Origin of the sequence: Mycobacterium sherrisii (genome assembly GCF_002102355.1) — a bacterium.
GTDB lineage: Bacteria > Actinomycetota > Actinomycetes > Mycobacteriales > Mycobacteriaceae > Mycobacterium > Mycobacterium sherrisii.
In genome coordinates, this window is record NZ_LQPT01000081.1 from 100,438 (window position 1) to 119,245 (window position 18,808).

Consider the following 18,808-nt stretch of genomic DNA (forward strand, 5'->3'; position numbering starts at 1 on the left):
CCCGGCCCCGTCAGGACCCGGCCCGATAGGCGGTGAGCACCGGCTCCAGCTCGTCGGGTGTCGCGCCGTGCATGATGACCGCGTCGGCCCCATAGCCGAACTCCGTGCGGATGCGGTCCGCGCACTGCCCGGCCGAGCCGGTGGCCGAGGGCGCCAGCCATTCGTCGGGGATCAGCGTCGCGATGTGTTCGATCTGCTCCGCGGTGGCCTTGTGATCGATGCCGCCCGCGATCGAGGTCACCACCGGGTCGGCCCGAAACCGTGCCAGCACGGCGGGATCCCAGTCGTTGGTGCGCACCAGCAGGTCCCCGTAGCCCTGCAAATAGGTGGCCAACCGGGCGACGGTCTTCTTCAGCCGCAACGCCTCGGGAAGGTGGTCACCGACCGTGGCCATGCACGACCACACCCGCACACTGTCCGGGTCGCGGCCGGCTCGCTCCGCGGCGGACTTCACGGTCTTGACGCAGCGCTGCAACGTCTCCGGGGTGAAGTAGGTGTGCAGAATGACGTCGTCGAACTCGCGGCCGCCCAGCGCGAGTGTGTCGGCGCCAAAGGCGACCAGCGCCAGCCGAATGTCTTCGTGGAACGCGGGGTCCAGGAACAGGATCGGGTATTTACCCATCGGTCCGTCGTGGTTGACGATCATCTCGCCGTGCCAGAGCCGGCGCATGACGCGAGCCCAGTCCTCCATCTGCGCGGTCGTGACCGCGGGTATGCCGAACGCGCCGTAGATCGCCGCGATCCCGCGGCCGATGCCCAGGGTGAAGCGTCCGCCGGAAAGGCGGTGCATGGTGGTCGCCCACGACGCGGTGATCAGCGGATGGCGGGTGTTGTGATTGGTTGCGGCCGTGGCGATCTGCATCCTGTCGGTCACCGCGCAGGCCGCACCGGTCAGCGACGACGCTTCCTTGACGTTCCACCGTTCGGAGATGAAGGCGGTGCCGAAGCCGAGCTGTTCGCCACGACGCGCCTCGTCCATCAGGGCCGCCGGGCCCTCGCCGCCGGCGCCGGCCAGCAGGTAGTAGCCTAGCTCGTCGAGCACCCGATCGGTCAATTCCAAACTCCTTGGTGGTAGCCGAAATTCCGGGCTTCGGCGCCGTCCTTGGTCATCGCTGTGGTCATCGCTGCGCCCCCGCCACCTCGCGCAGGAATCGCTCCGAGACCTGCTGCACGCGCCGGGAGAAGATGTGGCCGACGTGACTGCCGTCGTACCAGTAGAGCTGGCCGCCCCAGCGCTGCTGTAGCGCTTCGACGGGTTCACGCATCGCCATGCGGTCGTGCCAGGCCCCGACGATCAGGCGCCGTGCCGGCGGGGGTGCCGGGTCGACGGCCAGCGGATCGATCACCGACGTCAGCTGGGCGACCACCGACGATGCCAGCAGCTCCCGGAATCCCTCGCGTGCCGAGCCCCAGCGCGACAGGTGCCGAGCGATCATGGCGTTCAATCCCAGAATCGGGGTGTAGAGGCCCACCGCGTCGATCTGCCGTTCCAAGTGCGAAACCAGTGCGGCCACCGGGGTGCCCATCGAAATCCCGGACACCACAACGGCACTGGCTTGCGGCTGCACCCAGCGCACCACGGCGCGTACTTCGGACACCGCCCGCATCATGCCGGCGACATTGCCGAGCGGATCCATGTCCGGGTACGCCGGCCAGTCGCGGCGACGGCAGCCGTGCCCGGGCTGCACCGGAAGGGCGACATTGAATCCCAGGCCGTGGTGGATGCGGCCGATGCGCGACAACAGCAGATCCTCGGTACCGCCCTGACCGGCGCCATGCACCCAGATCAGCCACGGCCGCGCGGCGCCGCGATGACGGCACAGGTGCACCACCGCCCGGCACGGGCCACTCAGCCCTTCGGCCGCCAGCGTCGACGGCAACTGCGGATCGTGTTCGAAGGTCATCCGCTCGTAGCTCAGCCTGCCGAGTCGGTGTTGTCGTATCGAAGTCTCTCGCAACGGTTTTGGCGCGGCGTGCGCACCGTCGATCCCGAGCCGAAAGAGTTCCTCGGCGGCCGGTGCGCAGGCGTGCAGGGGCCGGACATCGTCGGACAGATTTCCGCTCAGCAGCGAAAAGCCGCTGAGGACCAATTCGTCCAACAAGACCTCGCCGAACTAGCGCATCCCCCGCGGCGAGGCCGGCACCCAGCCGGTCGACTCGTTCAAACCCGACACCGTGCGCGGCAACACCAGGCCCAGTTCGCGGGCCACCTCCCTGGAGAGCTCGAAGGACCGCTTCGCCAGCGCGAATCCCGCCATGCCGCTCATCCCGGACCGCTAACTCAACTTGAAGCCGGCGCATCCCGGCTGATCGGCCGCTTCCGCCATTTCGCTCCTTGCCGTCCCGGGGCGGTACCGCTGAAATCTATACTGTAACGACCTTAGTATGGGCGGAACTACTAGCGGAGGACAGCCGTGCGGGTCCCTTTCACCTGGAAAGTCACCGGGTGGTTCATGATCGGGTGGTCACCCGAGTTCCCCGTCGGCCAGGCCGGCCACTGCAGTATTTCGGCGAGGATCTCATCGCCTATCGCGACGAGTCCGGTCAGCTGCACGTAATGCAGGCGCATTGCAAGCACCTGGGCGCCCACATCGGACACGGCGGCAAGGTGATCGGCGACTGCGTCGAGTGCCCCTTCCACGGGTGGCGCTGGGGCCCGGACGGTACCAACCGCTACATCCCCTATCAGCCCGAACGGCCGAACCGGGTGCTACGGCTGCGGGTGTTTGAGGTTCACGAGCAGTACGACTGCGTGTTCATTTGGCACCACCCCGAAGGTAAGGAACCGCAGTGGGCGATGCCGGACATCTTTCGCAAGTTCCCGCAATTCGAGACCGATCCGGCGGCCTATTACCGGGCGTACCCGGAGTTCTCCCGGCGCGCCGAACGAGAACCCGTGCATCCGCAGATGGTCGCGGAGAACGCACCCGACAGCGCCCACTTCGAATACGTTCACCACGCGGCCGTGACACCCCGGGTATTGGACTGGAAAATCGTCGACCACGAATGGCAGTTCACCGCCGGCTGGCCGAATGCGCGCAGCGATAACCCCGACGACCTCGCGCTGCGCTTCCACAGCCACCTGTTCGGCCTCGGCGGGGCGATCAGCGTGTTCGAGGGCGCACAGAACCATCGGCTGATCTTCACCTGCACGCCCGTCGACGACGAATGTTCCGACCTCTTCTACTCCATCTGGTGGCCCCGCACCCCGGGCGACGCCGGCGACGTGCCGGAGGGCAAACTGCGCGACCTCATCGAAAGACGGTTTCTGTCCACCGTGTTCGACGACCTACAGATCTGGCGCTATCAGAAGTACGTGGAAAATCCGGCGCTGTCCAAGACCGACGCGAAAGGCTATATGGCACTGCGGAAATGGGCTACACAGTTCTACGACGTGCCGGCATGACAAGCGGCCTCGCCGACCTTGTCGCGCCCACGCACACCGCGATCCTCACCCAGGAGTGCCCGGGCGCGGTGCTGGGGCCCGACGCCGGGCTGGCACTGCTCGCCGACGAGGCGCGCCGCGTGGCGCTGCCCAACATCGTGCGGCTCGTGCCCGCGGCGCGGGCGGCCGGGGCTCGCGTGGTGCACTGTTTGGCGCAGCGCCGCCCGGACGGCCTGGGGTCCAGCCACAACGCCAGGATCTTCGCCGGATCCGGCCGGGTGGACATCGCCCCGGGGACCCCCGGGGCGGCGCTACTCCCCGAATTGGGGCCGGAGCCAACCGATCTGGTGCTGACCCGGTGGCATGGCGTCGGACCGATGGGCGGCACCGACCTCGACGCGGTCCTGCGCAACCTCGGGGTGACCACGATCGTCGCGGTCGGCGTGTCGCTGAACATCGCGATCCCCAACCTGGTCATGGACGCCGTCAACGCCGCCTATCGCGTGGTGCTACCCAAAGACGCCGTCGCCGGCATACCCAGCGAGTACGGCGAGGCCGTCATCGCCAACACCCTGTCGCTGCTGGCGACCATCACCACCACCGACGAGCTGCTCGACGCATGGAAGGCCTCATGATATGACCGACGGCGACGCCAGTAGGCCACTGGCCCGCCAGCTACCACACCAACTGTGAGAGGTTTGATGTCCGATACTGCAACACAATTCACGGTTCCCGCCGTTGCGAATGCCGTCGCGGCCGCAATCGGCGACCGCGAGTTCGTCATCCAGGGCGACCGGCGATTCAGCTACGCGCAGACCGTCGAACGATCCCACCGTCTGGCCGCCTATCTGCATTCGCGGGGTCTGGGCTGCCACACCGAGCGCTCCGCGCTTGCCGGGCACGAGACGGGTCAGGACCTGCTCGGCCTCTACGCCTACAACGGCAACGAATTCGTCGAATCGCTGCTCGGCGCCTTCGCTGCCCGGGTGGCCCCCTTCAACGTCAACTTCCGCTACGTCAAGAGCGAATTGCAGTATCTGCTGGCGGATTCGGGCGCCACCGCCCTGGTCTATCACGCCGCGTTCGCGCCGCGGGTGGCCGAGGTGCTGCCCGAGTTGCCGCGGTTGCGGGTGCTCATTCAGATCGCCGACGACTCGGGCAACGAGTTGATTCACGGGGCAGTCGATTACGAGAGCGTCATCGGGTCGACTCCGTCCGATCCGCCGCCGGTGCGGCATTCACCGGACGATCTGTACGTCCTGTACACCGGCGGCACCACCGGCATGCCGAAGGGTGTGTTGTGGCGTCAGCACGACATCTTCATGACCTCCTTCGGCGGGCGCAACCTGATGACCGGCGAACCCGTCGACTCCGTCGACGAGATCGTGGCGCGAGTGGCGGCCGGGCCCGGCACCAAGTTGATGATCTTGCCGCCGCTGATCCACGGGGCGGCACAGTGGAGTGTGATGACCGCCCTCACCACCGGGCAGTCCGTCGTCTTCCCCACTGTCGTCGACCATTTGGACGCCGAAGACGTGGTGCGGACGATCGAGCGGGAACGGGTATCGGTGGTGACCGTGGTCGGAGACGCGATGGCCCGACCGTTGCTCGCCGCAATCGAGCGGGCCCGCACCGACGGCACCCCCGACGTCTCGTCGCTGGCCGTGATCGCCAACGGCGGCGCCCTGCTGACCCCCTTCGTCAAGGAACGGTTGATCGAAGCCCTGCCGAATCTCGTTGTCGTGGACGGCGTCGGATCGTCGGAGACGGGCGCGCAGATGCATCACCTGTCCGCCTCCGGGGCGGTGTCCACCGGCACCTTCAACGCCGGCCCGGACACGTTCGTGGCGGCCGAGGACTTGTCGTCCATCCTGTCGCCGGGCCATGACGGGATCGGCTGGTTGGCACAGCGCGGCTACGTTCCGCTCGGCTACAAGGGCGACGCGGCCAAGACCGCCGCGACCTTCCCCGTCATCGACGGTGTGCGCTACGCGATTCCGGGCGACCGGGCACGTCACCACGACAACGGCTACATCGAACTGCTGGGCCGCGATTCGGTGACGATCAACTCCGGCGGCGAGAAGATCTTTGTCGAGGAGCTCGAAACCGCGATAGCCTCGCACCCCGCGGTGGCCGACGTGGTGGTCACGGGGCGGCCGAGCGAGCGCTGGGGCCAGGAGGTCGTCGCGGTGGTCGCGCTCGCCGACGGTGCGCACGCCCAACCCGACGAACTGGTCGGCCACGCCGCAAAGTCGTTGGCGCGCTACAAGCTGCCCAAGGCAATCGTTTTCCGCCGCGCGATCGAACGCAGTCCGTCGGGCAAGGCCGACTACCGGTGGGCACGCGAGCAGGCCGTGAGCGAAGCGTGACCGGCAACGTCTTCACTACGTGGTCTTCCACCCCCGGGCCCGCAGGAGCAGCGACCGTCCGCCGGACGCGCGGGTGGCGACCGCCCCGCGACGCGAGCTGACGAACTAGGCGGTGACATCACGGCGAAACTGAGTTGACAGCGCTCGATTTCAGCCGGTGAGTGAGCAGCTTTCGGTGGCGGCTCTTACGATGACCGGTGAATCGAGACCGGTTCCTGATAAACCCCTTTCGTGGTGGCACCGTCGCGGGACGCGTCGATCACGTCGATTACGTCGATTACGTCGATTAGAAGGGCGCTGGTGCGCGGAATGGAGGAATTGTTGTTCCATACGACATCGCCGGCTTTACCACCCAGTCGAGTCCGAGTTGGAAGAACGCCGCAGCTGGATCCACAAAGGGCCGTCGTCCTGAGAGCGCACCCGTTGAGCCGCGGTCAACATGGCCGCTAACTCCCCATGCGAGGGTCGCAGACAGTCGAAATGTACTGTCACACAGCCAGACTCGCGTTGGTTCCGAGGGTTCGACGCTGGAATCTTCGATAACGACGGAACTTCCATCTACGCACGCTGGGGTGGCAACCCCGACGGCCATGCACTGCTACTGGTGCACGGCTATCCCGAGACGCACCTAATGTGGCGCCACATCGCGCGGCGGCTCCAGGACCGCTACTTCATTGTCATGCCCGACTTGCGCGGCTATGGCGCCTCCGCCAAGCCGGTCGGGTTACCCGATCACAGCAACTACAGCAAGCGGACCATGGCCAACGACCTCGTCGCGGACATGGACCAACTCGGGCGAGACTCGTTCTACCTTTGCGGGCACGACCGCGGCGCGCGCGTCGCGGCACGCCTGGCGCTAGATCACCCGCACCGTGTCCGGAAGCTGTCACTGTTGGACGTCGCGCCAACGCTCGACATGTACGACGCCACCAGCAAAGATTTCGCGAAAGCCTACTTTCACTGGTTCCTGCTCATCCAGGCCACCCCGCTGCCTGAGGTTCTCATCGGAGGCAACCCGGCCGCCTACTTGGCCCTCGTGCTGCGACAATTCTCCGGCGGGAACGGCGACTTTCTGGAACGCGACGTGGTCGCCGAATACGATCGCGCTTTTTGCGTACCAGAAGCGCTGCACAGCACCGCCGAGGACTACCGGGCCAGCGCGGGCATCGACCTCGAACACGGCCAGCACAGTCGTGACTCCGGGCATCGAATCGGCTGCGACACACAGGTCCTGATCGCCGAAGACGGAGTGGTGCACCGCCTTTTCGATGCGCATGCCCTCTGGCAGGCCCAATGCGCCGCGACGGTCACGGCGATGACGATGCCATCAGGACACTTCTTCCCTGAAGCGCTGCCCGACGAGACCACCGCCGCACTAGTGAACTTTTTTTCCGCCTGACCCCGGCGGGTCTGCGGCGCGGCACTAAGGGCTGCGTAGCCACGAACGCCGTGCCGCAAGCCGCTCGCGCCCGCGCGGATGCGGCGACCCCGCGCGGCGCGGGTCAGATATTCAAAGCACTGACCGGGCTCGTCGTCGCGAGCACCTGCAACTTCTCGACAACCCACCCGGATGGGTGCCGCATCCGAGGCGGCTACGCCCGCGACAGGCCCATATTGTCTACTGTAATAATTACAGTACGATCTTGCGTAAGGCCTGCCCGTCCGCGCCGCGATGGAAGAGAGTGCTGGAGATCCAGTGACGACCGACGTTCACACCCCCGGCGACCGCACCGTCGATCTGCGTGACCCCTACCCGTACTTCGCCTACCGGCGTCGCCGGTCCGGTGTGTTCCGCGGAACGGTCATGGACTACACCAAGACACCCGAGTCGCTGCGCCCCGAGAACGAGTACTCTGCGGTGTCGTTCCACGCCGTCAACACCGTCTTTCGCGACGGCCGGGTGTTCAGCTCCAAACCGTACGACAAGACCATCGGCCTGTTCATCGGTCCGACCATCCTGGCGATGGAGGGCAAGACACACCGCGACCACCGCAACCTGGTATCGGCGGCGTTCAAGTCCAAGGCACTGGCCCAGTGGGAGCCGACCATCGTCCGCCCGGTCTGCAACGCACTGATCGACGAATTCATCGAGACCGGCCACGCGGACCTGATCCGCAACTTCACGTTCGAATTCCCCACCCGCGTCATCGCCCGGCTGTTGGGGCTGCCCGGCCAAGATCTGCCGGTGTTCCGCAAGCGGGCCGTGCAACTGATCAGCTACCACATCGACTACGAGACGGCTCTCGAAGCGTCGGCGGCGCTGAAGGATTACTTCATCGAACAGATCGAGCGACGCAAGTCCAGGCCCACGCAGGACATCATCGGCGATCTGGTCACCGCCGAGATCGACGGCGAAAGGCTCAGCGACGAGGCCATCTATTCGTTCTTGCGGCTGCTGCTGCCCGCCGGGCTGGAAACCACCTACCGGTCCTCGGGCAACCTGCTCTACCTGTTGCTCACCCATCCCGAGCAGTTCGCCGCGGTGCAAGCCGACCACGGGCTGATCGGCCAGGCGATCGAGGAAGGCCTGCGCTTCGAGACGCCGCTGACCACCGTGCAACGGTTCACCACCGAAGACGTCGAGCTGGAAGGCGTGACGATCCCGGCACGCTCGGTGGTCGGCGTGTGCATCGGATCGGCCAACCGTGACGAAAAGCGCTGGGAGCGGGCGGAAGAATTCGACATCTTCCGCAAGGCCGTTCCGCACATCTCCTTCGCGGCCGGCGAGCACACCTGCCTGGGGCTGCACCTGGCGCGGCTGGAGACCCGCGTCGCGGTCGAATGCCTGCTGAGCCGGCTGACCAACTTCACCCTGCTCACCGATGACGACCCGCATATTCACGGACAGCCCTTCCGTTCGCCGACGGCGCTTCCGGTGACGTTCGACGCCAAATAGGAGTTGATGCCCAATGGTCAAGGTAATGCAGGGTTTTCGCGTCCTCGAGGTTGCGCAGTTCACGTTCGTGCCTGCGGCGGGCGCGATCCTGGCAGATTGGGGCGCCGACGTCATCAAGGTCGAACACCCGACACGCGGGGACACGCAGCGAGGATTCCTCAACATGGGCGGCATTCAGGTCGACCCGGACCGGCACCCGTTGATGGAGCACCCCAATCGGGGCAAGCGCAGCGTCGGGATCGACGTGTCCACGCCCGGCGGTCAGGAGGTCATCTACGAACTGGCCAAGACCTCGGACGTGTTCTTGACCAACTACAAGCCCGCCCAGCGGCAAAAGAACAAATTCGACGTCGAGCACATCCGCGCGGTGAACCCGAACATCGTCTACGCCCGCGGTTCGGCCTATGGCGACAAGGGCCCCGAACGCGACGTCGGGGGCTACGACGGGACGGCGTTCTGGACTCGCAGCGGTATCGGGTATGCGCTGACCCCCGAGGAGCTGGGCGGCGCGCTGGGACAAGGCATTCCCGCGTTCGGCGATTCGATCGGCGGCATGTTCATCGCGGGCGGCATCTCGGCGGCACTGCTGCACCGGGAGCGCACCGGGGAGGCCGTCGAACTGGACGTGTCGCTGTTGAGTACCGCCTGGTGGGCGGCCGGGGCCAGCATGACCCAAGGCATGGAGACCGGGGAGGTCATGCGCACGCCGATGCCCGGGACCGCCACCGCCATGTCGGTGAATCCGTTCATGGGCAACTACGAGACGTCCGACGGCGGCACCATCAATCTGTGCATCATCAGCCCGACGGGCCTGATCCGGGACACCTTCGAACATCTCGGTATTCCCGAGGCCGCCGACGACCCGCGTTTCTCCGACGTCCTCCCGCTGATCCAAAACGCCGGCGCGGCCGCCGAACTCATCTCGAAAGCCGTCGCAGCCAAGCCGTTCGACTATTGGCGCGAGCACCTCAAAACGATGCAGGGCCAGTGGGCGCCGTTCCAGAGTCTGCTGGACCTGGCCCATGACGAACAGGCCCTCGCCAACGACATGATCGCCGAAGTCGAGCTGGCCAGCGGGGGCAAACCGTTCAAGGTGGTGCGCGGCCCGGTGCAGTTCAACCATGAGCCGCTGCAAACTACCGGCGCGCCGCAAGCGTCCGAGCACACCGAGCTCGTGCTGATGGAGCTCGGCATGGACTGGGACCGGATCGAAGAGCTCAAGCAATCGGGGGCCATTGCGTGACGAGCAACGACGTCGCCATCATCGGGGTTGGTCTGCATCCGTTCGGCCGCTTCGAGGGCAAGTCGGCGATGCAGATGGGCGTCGACGCCATCCTGGCCGCGGTCGCCGACGCCGGCATCCAGTGGCGAGACGTCCAGTTCGCCACTGGCGGGAGTTGGACGGTGGCCAATCCGGACGCGATCGTCGGCATGGTCGGCCTGACCGGGATCCCGTTCACCAACGTGTTCAATGCGTGCGCGACCGCGGCCAGTGCGGTCAAGGCTTGCGCCGACGGAATTCGGTTGGGCGACTACGACATCGGCATCGCAATCGGCCTGGACAAGCATCCGCGCGGAGCATTCACCGAGGATCCGGCGCTGGTGGGCATGCCGCGCTGGTATGCGGAAAACGGCCAATACCTGACCACCCAGTTTTTCGGCATGAAAGCCAACCGCTACCTGCACGAGAACAACATCTCCCAGCAGACCCTCGCCAAGGTGGCCGCCAAGAACTTCCGCAATGGTGCGCTGAACCCGAATGCGTTCCGCCGCAAACCGATCTCCGAAGAGGACATCCTCAACTCGGCGATGCTCAATTACCCGCTGACGCAGTACATGTTCTGTGCGCCCGACGAAGGCGCCGCGACGGCGGTGATGTGCCGGGCCGACATCGCGCACCGCTACACCGCCAAACCGGTCTATCTGCGGGCGGTGGAGGTCCGCACCCGCCGGTACGGTGCGTACGAGGTCAACACCACCTTCGCCCCGATCGAGGAAGACGTGGCACCAACGGTTTACGCCGCCCGCGCCGCGTTCGAGAAGGCCGGCGTGGCCCCCGGCGACGTGGGTGTGATCCAACTGCAGGACACCGACGCCGGCGCCGAGATCATCCACCTGGCCGAGTGCGGCTTCTGCGCGCACGGCGACCAGGAGAAGTTGCTGGCCGACGGCGCCACCGAGATCAGCGGCTCGATGCCGGTCAACACCGACGGCGGGCTGATCGCCAACGGCGAGCCGATCGGCGCCTCCGGGTTGCGGCAGATTCACGAAATCGTGCGCCAGCTGCGCGGTGAAGCGGGCGAACGCCAGGTGCCTGGGAATCCAAAGGTGGGTTTCACTCAGTTGTACGGCGCCCCCGGCACCGCCGCGGCGACCATCTTGACGACCTGACGGGACCAATCGATGGCGCTTTGATGCCGAACGTGCAATCGTGGCGACGACACGCCGAAAACACCGCCAGCAGAGCACGTTCGGCGCAGGGTTGAGGGGTCAGGAGACCTTCTGCTCCGGCGCCGAGTAGCTGGGCTTTCCCAGCCCGAGCATGTACTGGCCGATCATGTTGCGGAACACCTCGAGGGTCCCGCCGTAGATCCCCACCAGCGGCGCGAAGCGATAGACGTATTCGGCGCTGCCGTCATCGGCGGCCCCGTCGGTGCCGAAGGGCAGGGCCGACGCGGCGCCGTGGATGTCCATCAGGTCCGGGGAGATGTCACGCATCGTCTGGGCAATGGCGACGCGGCCGTAAATGTTCGGCGACGACAACGCCGCCTCCAGCCGAGCGACGCAACGACCCAGCCGATATGCCACCGATTCGTCGTCGATAAGCCTGCGCCCGTTGGGGTCCGGTCTCGTCACGGCCGCCACGGCGTTGTCGACCGCGGTGGCCATCGAACCCGCCTGGTGCATCATGATCGAGGTGTCCTGCAAGCCGTCGGGTGCGGCCGCGACGGCGCCGTGCTCGGTGTTGAGCGGCTCACGCAGCACGGTCCAGCCCGCGTTCACCTCGCCGAGCCGATACTTGTCGTCGACGCGTACATCGCTGTAGTAGACGATGTTGGTCCGGTCGCCGTCCACGGTGCGGATGCCCTGGATCTCGACGCCCGGGGAATCCAGGGGCACTAGGAACATGGTCAGGCTCTTGTGCTTTGGCGCATCCGGGGCGGTGTTGGTGATCAGGAAGACGTACTGGCAGTTGTGCGCGCCGGTGGTGAACATCTTCGAGCCGTTGATCACCCAACCATCACCGTCGCGCACGGCGCGGGTCTTGCAGGTGGCGATGTCGGAGCCGCCTTCGGGCTCGGTGTAGCCGAGGCACAGGCGAACCTCGCCGGTGAAGACCTTCGGCATCACCTCGGCCTGCAGCTCCGCCGAGCCGAACTTGGCCACCGACCGCGCCACCATGGCGGTCGTCCCCCAAGTCACCCACGGCACGTGGGCGCGACGCTTCTCGAGTTCCCAGATGCGCCGGCGCACCCGGCTGAATCCGCCGTCGGATTCCGGCTTCCATTCCAGCGCGAGATAACCGGCCGCACCAAGAGCCAAGTGCACGCCCTCGTCGAAATTGTCACCGGTCTCCCGGTCGCGGCGCCGCACCTCGTCGGTCACCTGGGTTTGCAAGAATTCGCGGGCTTCGTCGCGAAACGCCCTGTCCTCATCGGAGAGCTCCACCTGGGAGAAGTCCATGTTTGCTCCTGTCCTAGACGGCCGCTGCGGCGCTCTCGCGGGCCGTCACGATCTCGGCGACCCGCTTGGCCGTCGCACCCGGATCCCCCGCCGCCAGCGGCCACCCCCGGGCACGCACCAGGTATGCCGTCGCCGCCGCTTCGGCCGAAACGCCAAGTCCGCCTTGGATGTGCACGGCCATGGTGGCCGCCTTGGCCGCCTCCTCGGCCATGAACACGAACGCCGACGGCGCCAACTCGCCGCGTTCACCCGGTTCGTTGTCGAGAAACCAGGCCGCCCGCCGGGCCAGGTTGCGCCCGCCCTGCACGGTGATCGCCATGTTGGCCAGCGGATGCGAAATGGCCTGCAGCGTCGAGATCGGGACACCCAGTGTGTAACGGGTCTTGGCGAACTCGGCCGCGATCGTCATGGTCTCCTCCACCAGTCCCACCAGGGCCGCCGCGGTCAGCAGTCGCCACTCATCCAGCGCGAGTTCGTAATTCGCCAGCGCTTCGGGCCCTTGCGCGATGACCGTGCGGGTGTCGGCGGTGCTCGGATCGACCCAGGCCATCGGCAACCGGCCCAGGTTGTCGACTTTGGCCGGGCGGGTCCCGAAGGTCAGCCGCACCACCTCGTCGCCGTCGCGGACGACGATGTGGTCGGCGATCGATCCGGTCGGAATCAGCCGCGGGCCCGGCGCCGCGTCGAACCGCGCGTCGATGCCGGCGAGCTGCTCGCCGTCGGCGACACCGGCGGTGTCGGCATCGAGTGCGCCCAGCCGGCCCAGCAGCCGTGCCGCGCACACGTGGTCGATCCACGGCACCGGCGCCAATGATCGCCCGATCTCCTCGGCGACCAACGTGAGATCGACCAGCGTCGCGCCGTCGCCGCCGGTGGACTCTGGCAACGCCATCGTGGTCGCGCCCATCGCGCACAACCGTTCCCACAGGTTCTTGTCGAACCCGGAAGGCTCTGCCGCGCGCACTGTTTCGATGGGGCAATGCGTCTTGAAGAACTGCTTGTAGGCGTTCTGCAGGTCCACATGGTCATCGGACAGGCTGTAGTCCAACCTGCGAAGTTCGTAGCGGTCCATGGTCAGCGCTCCTGTCCGAAGAAGAATTCCTGTGCATTGTGGTAGAGGTAGTTGTCCAACACCTCGGGCGGCAGGTCGAGAGCGCGTGCCTCCGGCAGCACGCGATGCATCCGCAACACCGGCCAATCCGATGCATAGATGATTTTGTTCGGTCCGCGGGTGCGCATGTAGTGCAGCAGGCTCTCCGGTAACCGCTTGGGTGACCAGGCCGACGTCATCAGCCGCAGATTCGCGTATTTCAGCATCAGCCGGATCGCCACGTCCCACCACGGATCGGCGCCGTGGATCATGCACAGCTTCAGTTCCGGGAACCGGACGCACACACGGTCGAGGTGAATGGGATTTTGTACTTCGCCGGGGATCGGCGGGCCGGGAATTCCGGTGTTGACACACAAGGGCAGGCCCAGCTCCGCGCATTTGGCGTAGAGCGGGTAGTACACAGCGTCGCTGGGCGGATACTGCCCATCGCCCCAAAAGCTCGGCCCCACTACGGCGTAGGCGACGGGTAGGTCGGCGATGACGGCACTCAGCTCGCGCAGCGGCCCCACCGGGCGCAACAAGTTGACTCCCCCCATCGCCAACGCGAACCGGTCCGGCCTGGCTTCGACGAACTTGCGGGCGGTGGTCGACGGGCTGGCCAGATTATCCATCAGGATCGCGCGGTGCACGCCGTGGGCGTCCATCTCCTCGAGCAGCTCCGACATATCGACCGGTGCGAACATCGACTGCGGGCCCTTGAAGTAATCGTCGCGAACCTTGAGCATCCACCCGGGCTGCGAGTCGGCCTCGCCGAAATGGACGTTGACCAAGCAGTCGATCGCCTTGTCGGTCATCGGGGCCCCTCCGCCTCGGCGCCGGTCAGCACGGTTTCCGAAAGCTGTTCTGTCGCCGCCCGTTTGGCCCACCGATAGTCAGGCTTGCCGTTGCCGAGTCGCCGCACCCGGTCGACGAAGAGGATCGCCTTGGGCGCTTTGAAGGGGGCCAGCCGCGACTTGCACAGCGCCGCAAGTTCCGCCTCCGCGACCGCGCGGGCGCCGGGAGCCGATGCGATCAGCGCCACGACTTCCTGGCCCCACCGGTCGCTGGGCCGTCCCACCACCAACGCGTCGGCGACACCCGGGTGGGCGCGCAGTACCTCTTCGACCTCTTCGACGAAAACCTTTTCACCGCCGGTGTTCACCACCAGGGAGTCGCGGCCGTACAGGCGCAGGGTGCCGTCCTTCTCGATGCTGGCCCGATCGCCGGGGATCACCACCCGGGTGCCGCCGATTTCGGGGAAGGTTCGCTCGGTGGCATCGCGGTCGTCGAAATAGCCGAGCGGGATTCGCCCGCTCCTGGCCACCCAGCCGATCTCCGGGTCACCCGGTCGCAGGAACCTGGTGCGATCCGCCGACACCACCGCTCCACCGTCGCGCAGCGCGAACGTCTCGCTCTGCCGGCCGCGCTGGCTGTGCCCGAAACCCATGTTGCCGGATTCCGACGAGCCGTACCCGTCGATGATGGTGAGCTGCGGGATCTTTTCCATCAGCGCGGCCTTGAACTTCGGGTTCGTTGCGGCCCCGCCTGTCCCGATCGCGTTCAGGGAGGACAAATCGTAACTGCCTCGGTGCAACTCGGCGACCAGCGGGCCGGCGTAGGCATCGCCCACCATCGTCATCATGCCCACTCGCTCACGCTCGGCGGTCTGCCAGACCGCGCGCGCATCCAGCTTGCCGCGGCCGTCGTACAGCACCACGGTCAACCCGTTCATGATCGCCGAGAAGGCGGTCCACAGGCCGGCGGCATGCATCAGCGGCGAGACCGCGAACCATGGCGGTCCGCCAGCGCGCACCTTGGCATGGATTTCGTCGACGCCGGCGTGGTCGGCGCCCACCATCGACGCGACATACATATCACTTTGCCGCCAAAGCACACCCTTGGGCCGGCCGGTGGTGCCGCCTGTGCACATCATGATCAGGTCGTCCGGCGAGCCGGGCGCGGGGTCACCGGAACCCCCTTGTGCTATCGCGTCGTTCAGCGGTACCGCACCCGGCAGTTCGGCGTCGTCTCCGCCGTCGTCGACCGAGATGAGCAACTCGATGCCCGCCGCCGACAGCACATCGGCACAGCGAGCGCCGAGTGAGCGGTGGTAGATGACACCGCGGGGCCGCACGTAGGAAAACAGTTCAGCGATCTCCAGCGGCGAATAGCCGTAGTTCACGTTGACCGGGACGACGCGGGCCTTCAGGCATGCGATCACGGCGTCCGGGTACAGGTCGTTGAACATCAGCAAGGCGACGCGGTCCTGGCCGCACTCCCAGCGATTCAGCGTGTGTCGCTCGTGCTGCACCCCGAAACCCCTGGCGCTGAGGAAGTTTGCCAATCGACTGGTTCGGCGCGCCGCCTCGGCGAAGGTGCTACGGCGCGACCCACACACGCTCATCACGCGGTCACCGATGACGTCGGCGATGGCGTCGAAAGCCGCGCCAACAGTCCATTCGCTCACGGGTCGCGCCGCCTAGACCGCTACTGTCGTCTTCACGCCGAGAAGGTCTAACGCGTTGTCGCGCATAATTTTTCGGACCTCCGATGCGCTGAAGTCGCTGAGTTCATCGGCGAACGACACCGGCGACTCTAGCCCTTCGCCGTGCGGCCAGTCGGAGCCGAACAGGATCTTGTCCACGCCGATGACCTCGGCCAGCTCCGGCAGATCGTCCTCGTAGTAGGGAGCGATCCAGACGTTGTTGCGCAACTGCTCCACCGGATCCTCGGGGAACTCGCGCGGCTGGGTGTTGGCCGCCTTCTTCAGTCGCTTGATCAGCCGGTGGACGAAGTACGACCCGTTTTCGATGCTGACCGCCTTGAGTTTCGGGTGGCGGGTGAACACCCCGTGCACGATCATCGAGGCCATTGTGTCGTGGATGGCGCGGTCGTCGAGCAGCACGTTGTCGAGCGGGTCCTTGGCGCCGAACCCCTCGAATGTCGCCTTGTCGCCCCACGCCGCCGCGATGTGCAGATAACCGCTGTCGGACAGGTGGAATCCGACCGGGACGCCGGCCTCGGCCAGCCGCGCCCACACCGGGTCGTGGCTTCGGTGCCCGAGCGAGCGTGGCTTGACCAGCCCGGGCACCGGCGCCGGCCGCACCAGCACCAGTTTGGCGCCACGGCCCAGCACGAACTCGACCTCCTCGAGCGCCTTGTCGGGATCGGCGAGTGAGATGATGGGCGCGCCGATGATCCGGTGATCGGGCCGGTCGAAGCCCCAGTCCTCGTCGAGCCACAGGTTGAACGCGTGCACCGACGCCATCGTGGCCTCGATGTCGTTCTTGAGCGCCTCCTCAACTCCGCACGCGAACGTCGGCAGCATGAACACCGTCTCGATGTCCTGGGTGTCCATCACCGCGATGCGCGCTTCGCGGTTCTGATACTCCGGGTGTTCGCCCAGACGCTCGACCTTCATCAGCGACGCCGGATCGACGCCCTCGGGGATCTCGCCCCGGAACAGCAGGTCCAGGCAGCCCGGCACGATGATCGGATCGAAGGTCGGGTTGGGAACAAAGTGGTTAACCCGGCCCCCGATCACGGCCAGGGTGCGCTTGCCCTGTGTGACCATCTGCACACCCCGAGTCTTGAACGCCTTGTCCAGGTGACGGGTGAAAGCATCGAGCGGTTCGTAGTAATGGTTGTCGACGTCAATCGCGTGGCAGCCCAAGCTATTCATGGTCGTCCTTCCCCAGGTGTTAGGCATCGTGCGAACTGAGCGGAGGGAACTGCGGGCGTCGTTTCTGAAGGAAACTGGTGATTCCCTCGATGACGTCCGGCCGTGACATCGCCTCCTGCACCAGGACTTCGGAGTGGCCGTTCGCCTGCGCGACGTCGCGCGTGGTGTCGGCGTACAGCTGGCGCTTGATCACCGCCATCGACGCGGGCGAACAATTGGCCGCCATGTTTTCGGCGTATTCCAGCGCGCGTTTCATCAGGTCGTCCGCCGCGACGACCTCCTTGACCAGACCCAGCTCGGCGGCCTCCTCGGCGAGAAAGGTGCGCGCGCTCAGCAGCAGGTCCAGCGCAATCCCCATGCTGGTCAGCCGGGGGAGGATCCATGAGATGCCAAATTCGGCGATCAGCCCGCGGCGGGCGAAAACGGCGCCGAACTTGGCGCCGGCGGCGGCGAAGCGGACGTCGCACATCAGTGCCTGGGTCAACCCGATGCCCACGCACGAACCGTTGATCGCCGCGACGACCGGCTTGCGCAGCGTGGTCAGGAAGTGGGGCGGCCGGTCGCCGACCAGTTCGGCGAGGTTGGTCTGTCCGGCCTTGTCCAGGGAGTTGCCGACCTTGTCGGCGTCGCCCGGCCCGCCCAGGTAGGCGCCGGCGCAAAACCCCCGGCCCCGGCCGGTCAACACGATCACCCGGATCGCGGGATCGTTGTCGGCGCGGTCGATCGCGGCGTAGAACCCGGTGGCGATGTCGGGACCCCACGCGTTGAGACGTTCCGGGCGATTCAGGGTCACCACGGCGACACCGCTGTCCATGGCCTCGTAGAGCACCGCGTCGCCGGCCGGAAAGTCCTGGGAGGCACCATCGCTGCCGGGCATCGTCCGCGGCACCTCCTCATGCTTTGACTACGGGTTTCGGTGGGGTTTCGGCCATGTGTGGTACCCATACTGTATACCTATCGGTACTGCATTCCACAACCGTCCCGGCGGCTGCCCGAAGCCATGTCAGACAGGCAATTTCGCACCTCGTCGGGGGTACTGATCGCTGCCGCGCGGTTTGAGCGGCCCGCGTGGCGGGTTATCGGAGCCAAGGACGTGTACACCCCGCAGCGAAAGGGACCAGCCGTGAAGTCGACAGCCAAAGCCGCCGTGCGTCGGATACGGCAGGCCCGTACGGCGCTCGTGCGAGTCGAGCTCACTTGGGCCGCGATTCAGTTTCTGGCCGCCGCTGCCCTGATCGGCGGCGTCGTGAGTGTGGCGCTGTGGGCCCGGCGGCGGCAACGCCATCAACGCCACACCGGGCAGCCCCAGCCGAATCCGGACGTCCAGGAAAAGGCGGCGGCGAATGGGCTGGCCAACTGATTGCTGCCGGTGAATGTGGCGAGCGCCACGTCCCGGCCGGGTTTCTGCCCCTCCGCCCATTGGGAAGAGGTAACCGGAGCCACCCGACAGGCAGGAGGAGGGAGCGCCGATGGTTGACGTCATCAGGGGCGTCGTGGACGACGTGATCGGTAAGGCCAAAGAAGTCGTGGGCACGGTCGCGGGTCGTAATGATTGGATCACCGAAGGTCAAGCGCGCCAAGACAAGGCAGAAGCGCTGCGCAGTGCCGGCAAGGCGCAGGCTCAGGCGCAGCGCGCGCGGGCCGAGGCGAAGGTGCACGAGGCGCGCGAACGCGCCGAGCAGGATTAGCCTGATCCACAAGC

Annotated in this window: 15 protein-coding genes and 2 pseudogenes; 9 read left to right on the forward strand and 8 right to left on the reverse strand. The window is 66.4% G+C overall.

Annotation, left to right across the window (positions count from 1 at the left end; all coding sequences use genetic code 11):
• Window positions 1-10: 10 nt before the first annotated feature.
• Both AWC25_RS15155 and AWC25_RS15160 read right to left on the reverse strand, forming a co-directional pair.
• Entirely contained in the window at window positions 11-1,054 is a 1,044-nt protein-coding gene (locus AWC25_RS15155; RefSeq protein ID WP_069398881.1) for a TIGR03857 family LLM class F420-dependent oxidoreductase, read from the reverse strand.
• Window positions 1,055-1,118: 64 nt separating this feature from the next.
• Window positions 1,119-2,258 (reverse strand): annotated as a pseudogene (locus AWC25_RS15160) (alpha/beta hydrolase).
• A 156-nt stretch (window positions 2,259-2,414) separates the two neighbouring features.
• On the opposite strand from AWC25_RS15160, the pseudogene AWC25_RS15165 reads away from it, so the two are divergent.
• The 7 genes and pseudogenes from AWC25_RS15165 (at window position 2,415) to AWC25_RS15195 (ending at window position 11,041) form a co-directional block, all read left to right on the forward strand.
• Window positions 2,415-3,406: pseudogene (locus AWC25_RS15165) on the forward strand (Rieske 2Fe-2S domain-containing protein).
• The gene (locus AWC25_RS15170) at window positions 3,403-4,020 is read left to right on the forward strand and encodes a cysteine hydrolase family protein (protein WP_085167032.1); all 618 of its coding nucleotides are present in this window, start codon (window positions 3,403-3,405) and stop codon (window positions 4,018-4,020) included. The pseudogene AWC25_RS15165 and the gene AWC25_RS15170 overlap by 4 nt, the downstream one beginning before the upstream one ends.
• Window positions 4,021-4,086: 66 nt before the next feature.
• The gene (locus AWC25_RS15175) at window positions 4,087-5,754 is read left to right on the forward strand and encodes an acyl-CoA synthetase (protein WP_069398786.1); all 1,668 of its coding nucleotides are present in this window, start codon (window positions 4,087-4,089) and stop codon (window positions 5,752-5,754) included.
• A gap of 439 nt (window positions 5,755-6,193) precedes the next feature.
• Entirely contained in the window at window positions 6,194-7,153 is a 960-nt protein-coding gene (locus AWC25_RS15180; RefSeq protein ID WP_084229133.1) for an alpha/beta fold hydrolase, read from the forward strand.
• Between the two features lie 273 nt (window positions 7,154-7,426).
• The gene (locus AWC25_RS15185; protein ID WP_084229132.1) at window positions 7,427-8,650 is read left to right on the forward strand and encodes a cytochrome P450; all 1,224 of its coding nucleotides are present in this window, start codon (window positions 7,427-7,429) and stop codon (window positions 8,648-8,650) included.
• A gap of 25 nt (window positions 8,651-8,675) precedes the next feature.
• The gene (locus AWC25_RS15190; protein WP_069398878.1) at window positions 8,676-9,893 is read left to right on the forward strand and encodes a CaiB/BaiF CoA transferase family protein; all 1,218 of its coding nucleotides are present in this window, start codon (window positions 8,676-8,678) and stop codon (window positions 9,891-9,893) included.
• Window positions 9,890-11,041 carry a thiolase family protein gene (locus tag AWC25_RS15195; protein WP_085167033.1) on the forward strand — a complete coding sequence of 384 codons (1,152 nt, stop codon included), beginning with the start codon at window positions 9,890-9,892 and terminating at the stop codon, window positions 11,039-11,041. Before AWC25_RS15190 ends, AWC25_RS15195 begins: the two co-directional genes overlap by 4 nt.
• Before the next feature lie 99 nt (window positions 11,042-11,140).
• Here AWC25_RS15195 and AWC25_RS15200 read toward each other — a convergent pair whose 3' ends face one another.
• Genes AWC25_RS15200 through AWC25_RS15225 form a run of 6 tightly spaced genes read right to left on the reverse strand, consistent with a single transcriptional unit; the run spans window position 11,141 to window position 17,983 of the window.
• Complete coding sequence (locus tag AWC25_RS15200) at window positions 11,141-12,334, reverse strand: acyl-CoA dehydrogenase family protein (RefSeq protein ID WP_069398783.1); 1,194 nt, start codon at window positions 12,332-12,334, stop codon at window positions 11,141-11,143.
• Between the two features lie 13 nt (window positions 12,335-12,347).
• On the reverse strand, window positions 12,348-13,406 hold the full coding sequence (locus tag AWC25_RS15205; protein ID WP_069398782.1) for an acyl-CoA dehydrogenase family protein: 1,059 nt from the start codon (window positions 13,404-13,406) through the stop codon (window positions 12,348-12,350).
• A gap of 2 nt (window positions 13,407-13,408) precedes the next feature.
• Window positions 13,409-14,239 (reverse strand): amidohydrolase family protein, encoded by an 831-nt coding sequence (locus AWC25_RS15210; RefSeq protein ID WP_069398781.1) that lies wholly within the window; start codon window positions 14,237-14,239, stop codon window positions 13,409-13,411.
• Entirely contained in the window at window positions 14,236-15,891 is a 1,656-nt protein-coding gene (locus AWC25_RS15215) for an acyl-CoA synthetase (protein ID WP_069398780.1), read from the reverse strand. The genes AWC25_RS15210 and AWC25_RS15215 overlap by 4 nt, the downstream gene beginning before the upstream one ends.
• 12 nt (window positions 15,892-15,903) lie before the next feature.
• Window positions 15,904-17,106: an amidohydrolase family protein gene (locus tag AWC25_RS15220; protein ID WP_085167034.1), complete on the reverse strand. Its 1,203-nt coding sequence runs from the start codon at window positions 17,104-17,106 to the stop codon at window positions 15,904-15,906.
• 19 nt (window positions 17,107-17,125) lie between these two features.
• The gene (locus AWC25_RS15225) at window positions 17,126-17,983 is read right to left on the reverse strand and encodes an enoyl-CoA hydratase (protein ID WP_069398877.1); all 858 of its coding nucleotides are present in this window, start codon (window positions 17,981-17,983) and stop codon (window positions 17,126-17,128) included.
• Between the two features lie 246 nt (window positions 17,984-18,229).
• On the opposite strand from AWC25_RS15225, the gene AWC25_RS15230 reads away from it, so the two are divergent.
• Complete coding sequence (locus tag AWC25_RS15230; RefSeq protein ID WP_142278860.1) at window positions 18,230-18,466, forward strand: hypothetical protein; 237 nt, start codon at window positions 18,230-18,232, stop codon at window positions 18,464-18,466.
• A 109-nt stretch (window positions 18,467-18,575) separates the two neighbouring features.
• Window positions 18,576-18,794, forward strand: a complete 219-nt coding sequence (gene mbp1, locus AWC25_RS15235; protein ID WP_069398777.1) for a microaggregate-binding protein 1 — start codon at window positions 18,576-18,578, stop codon at window positions 18,792-18,794.
• Window positions 18,795-18,808 lie beyond the last annotated feature (14 nt).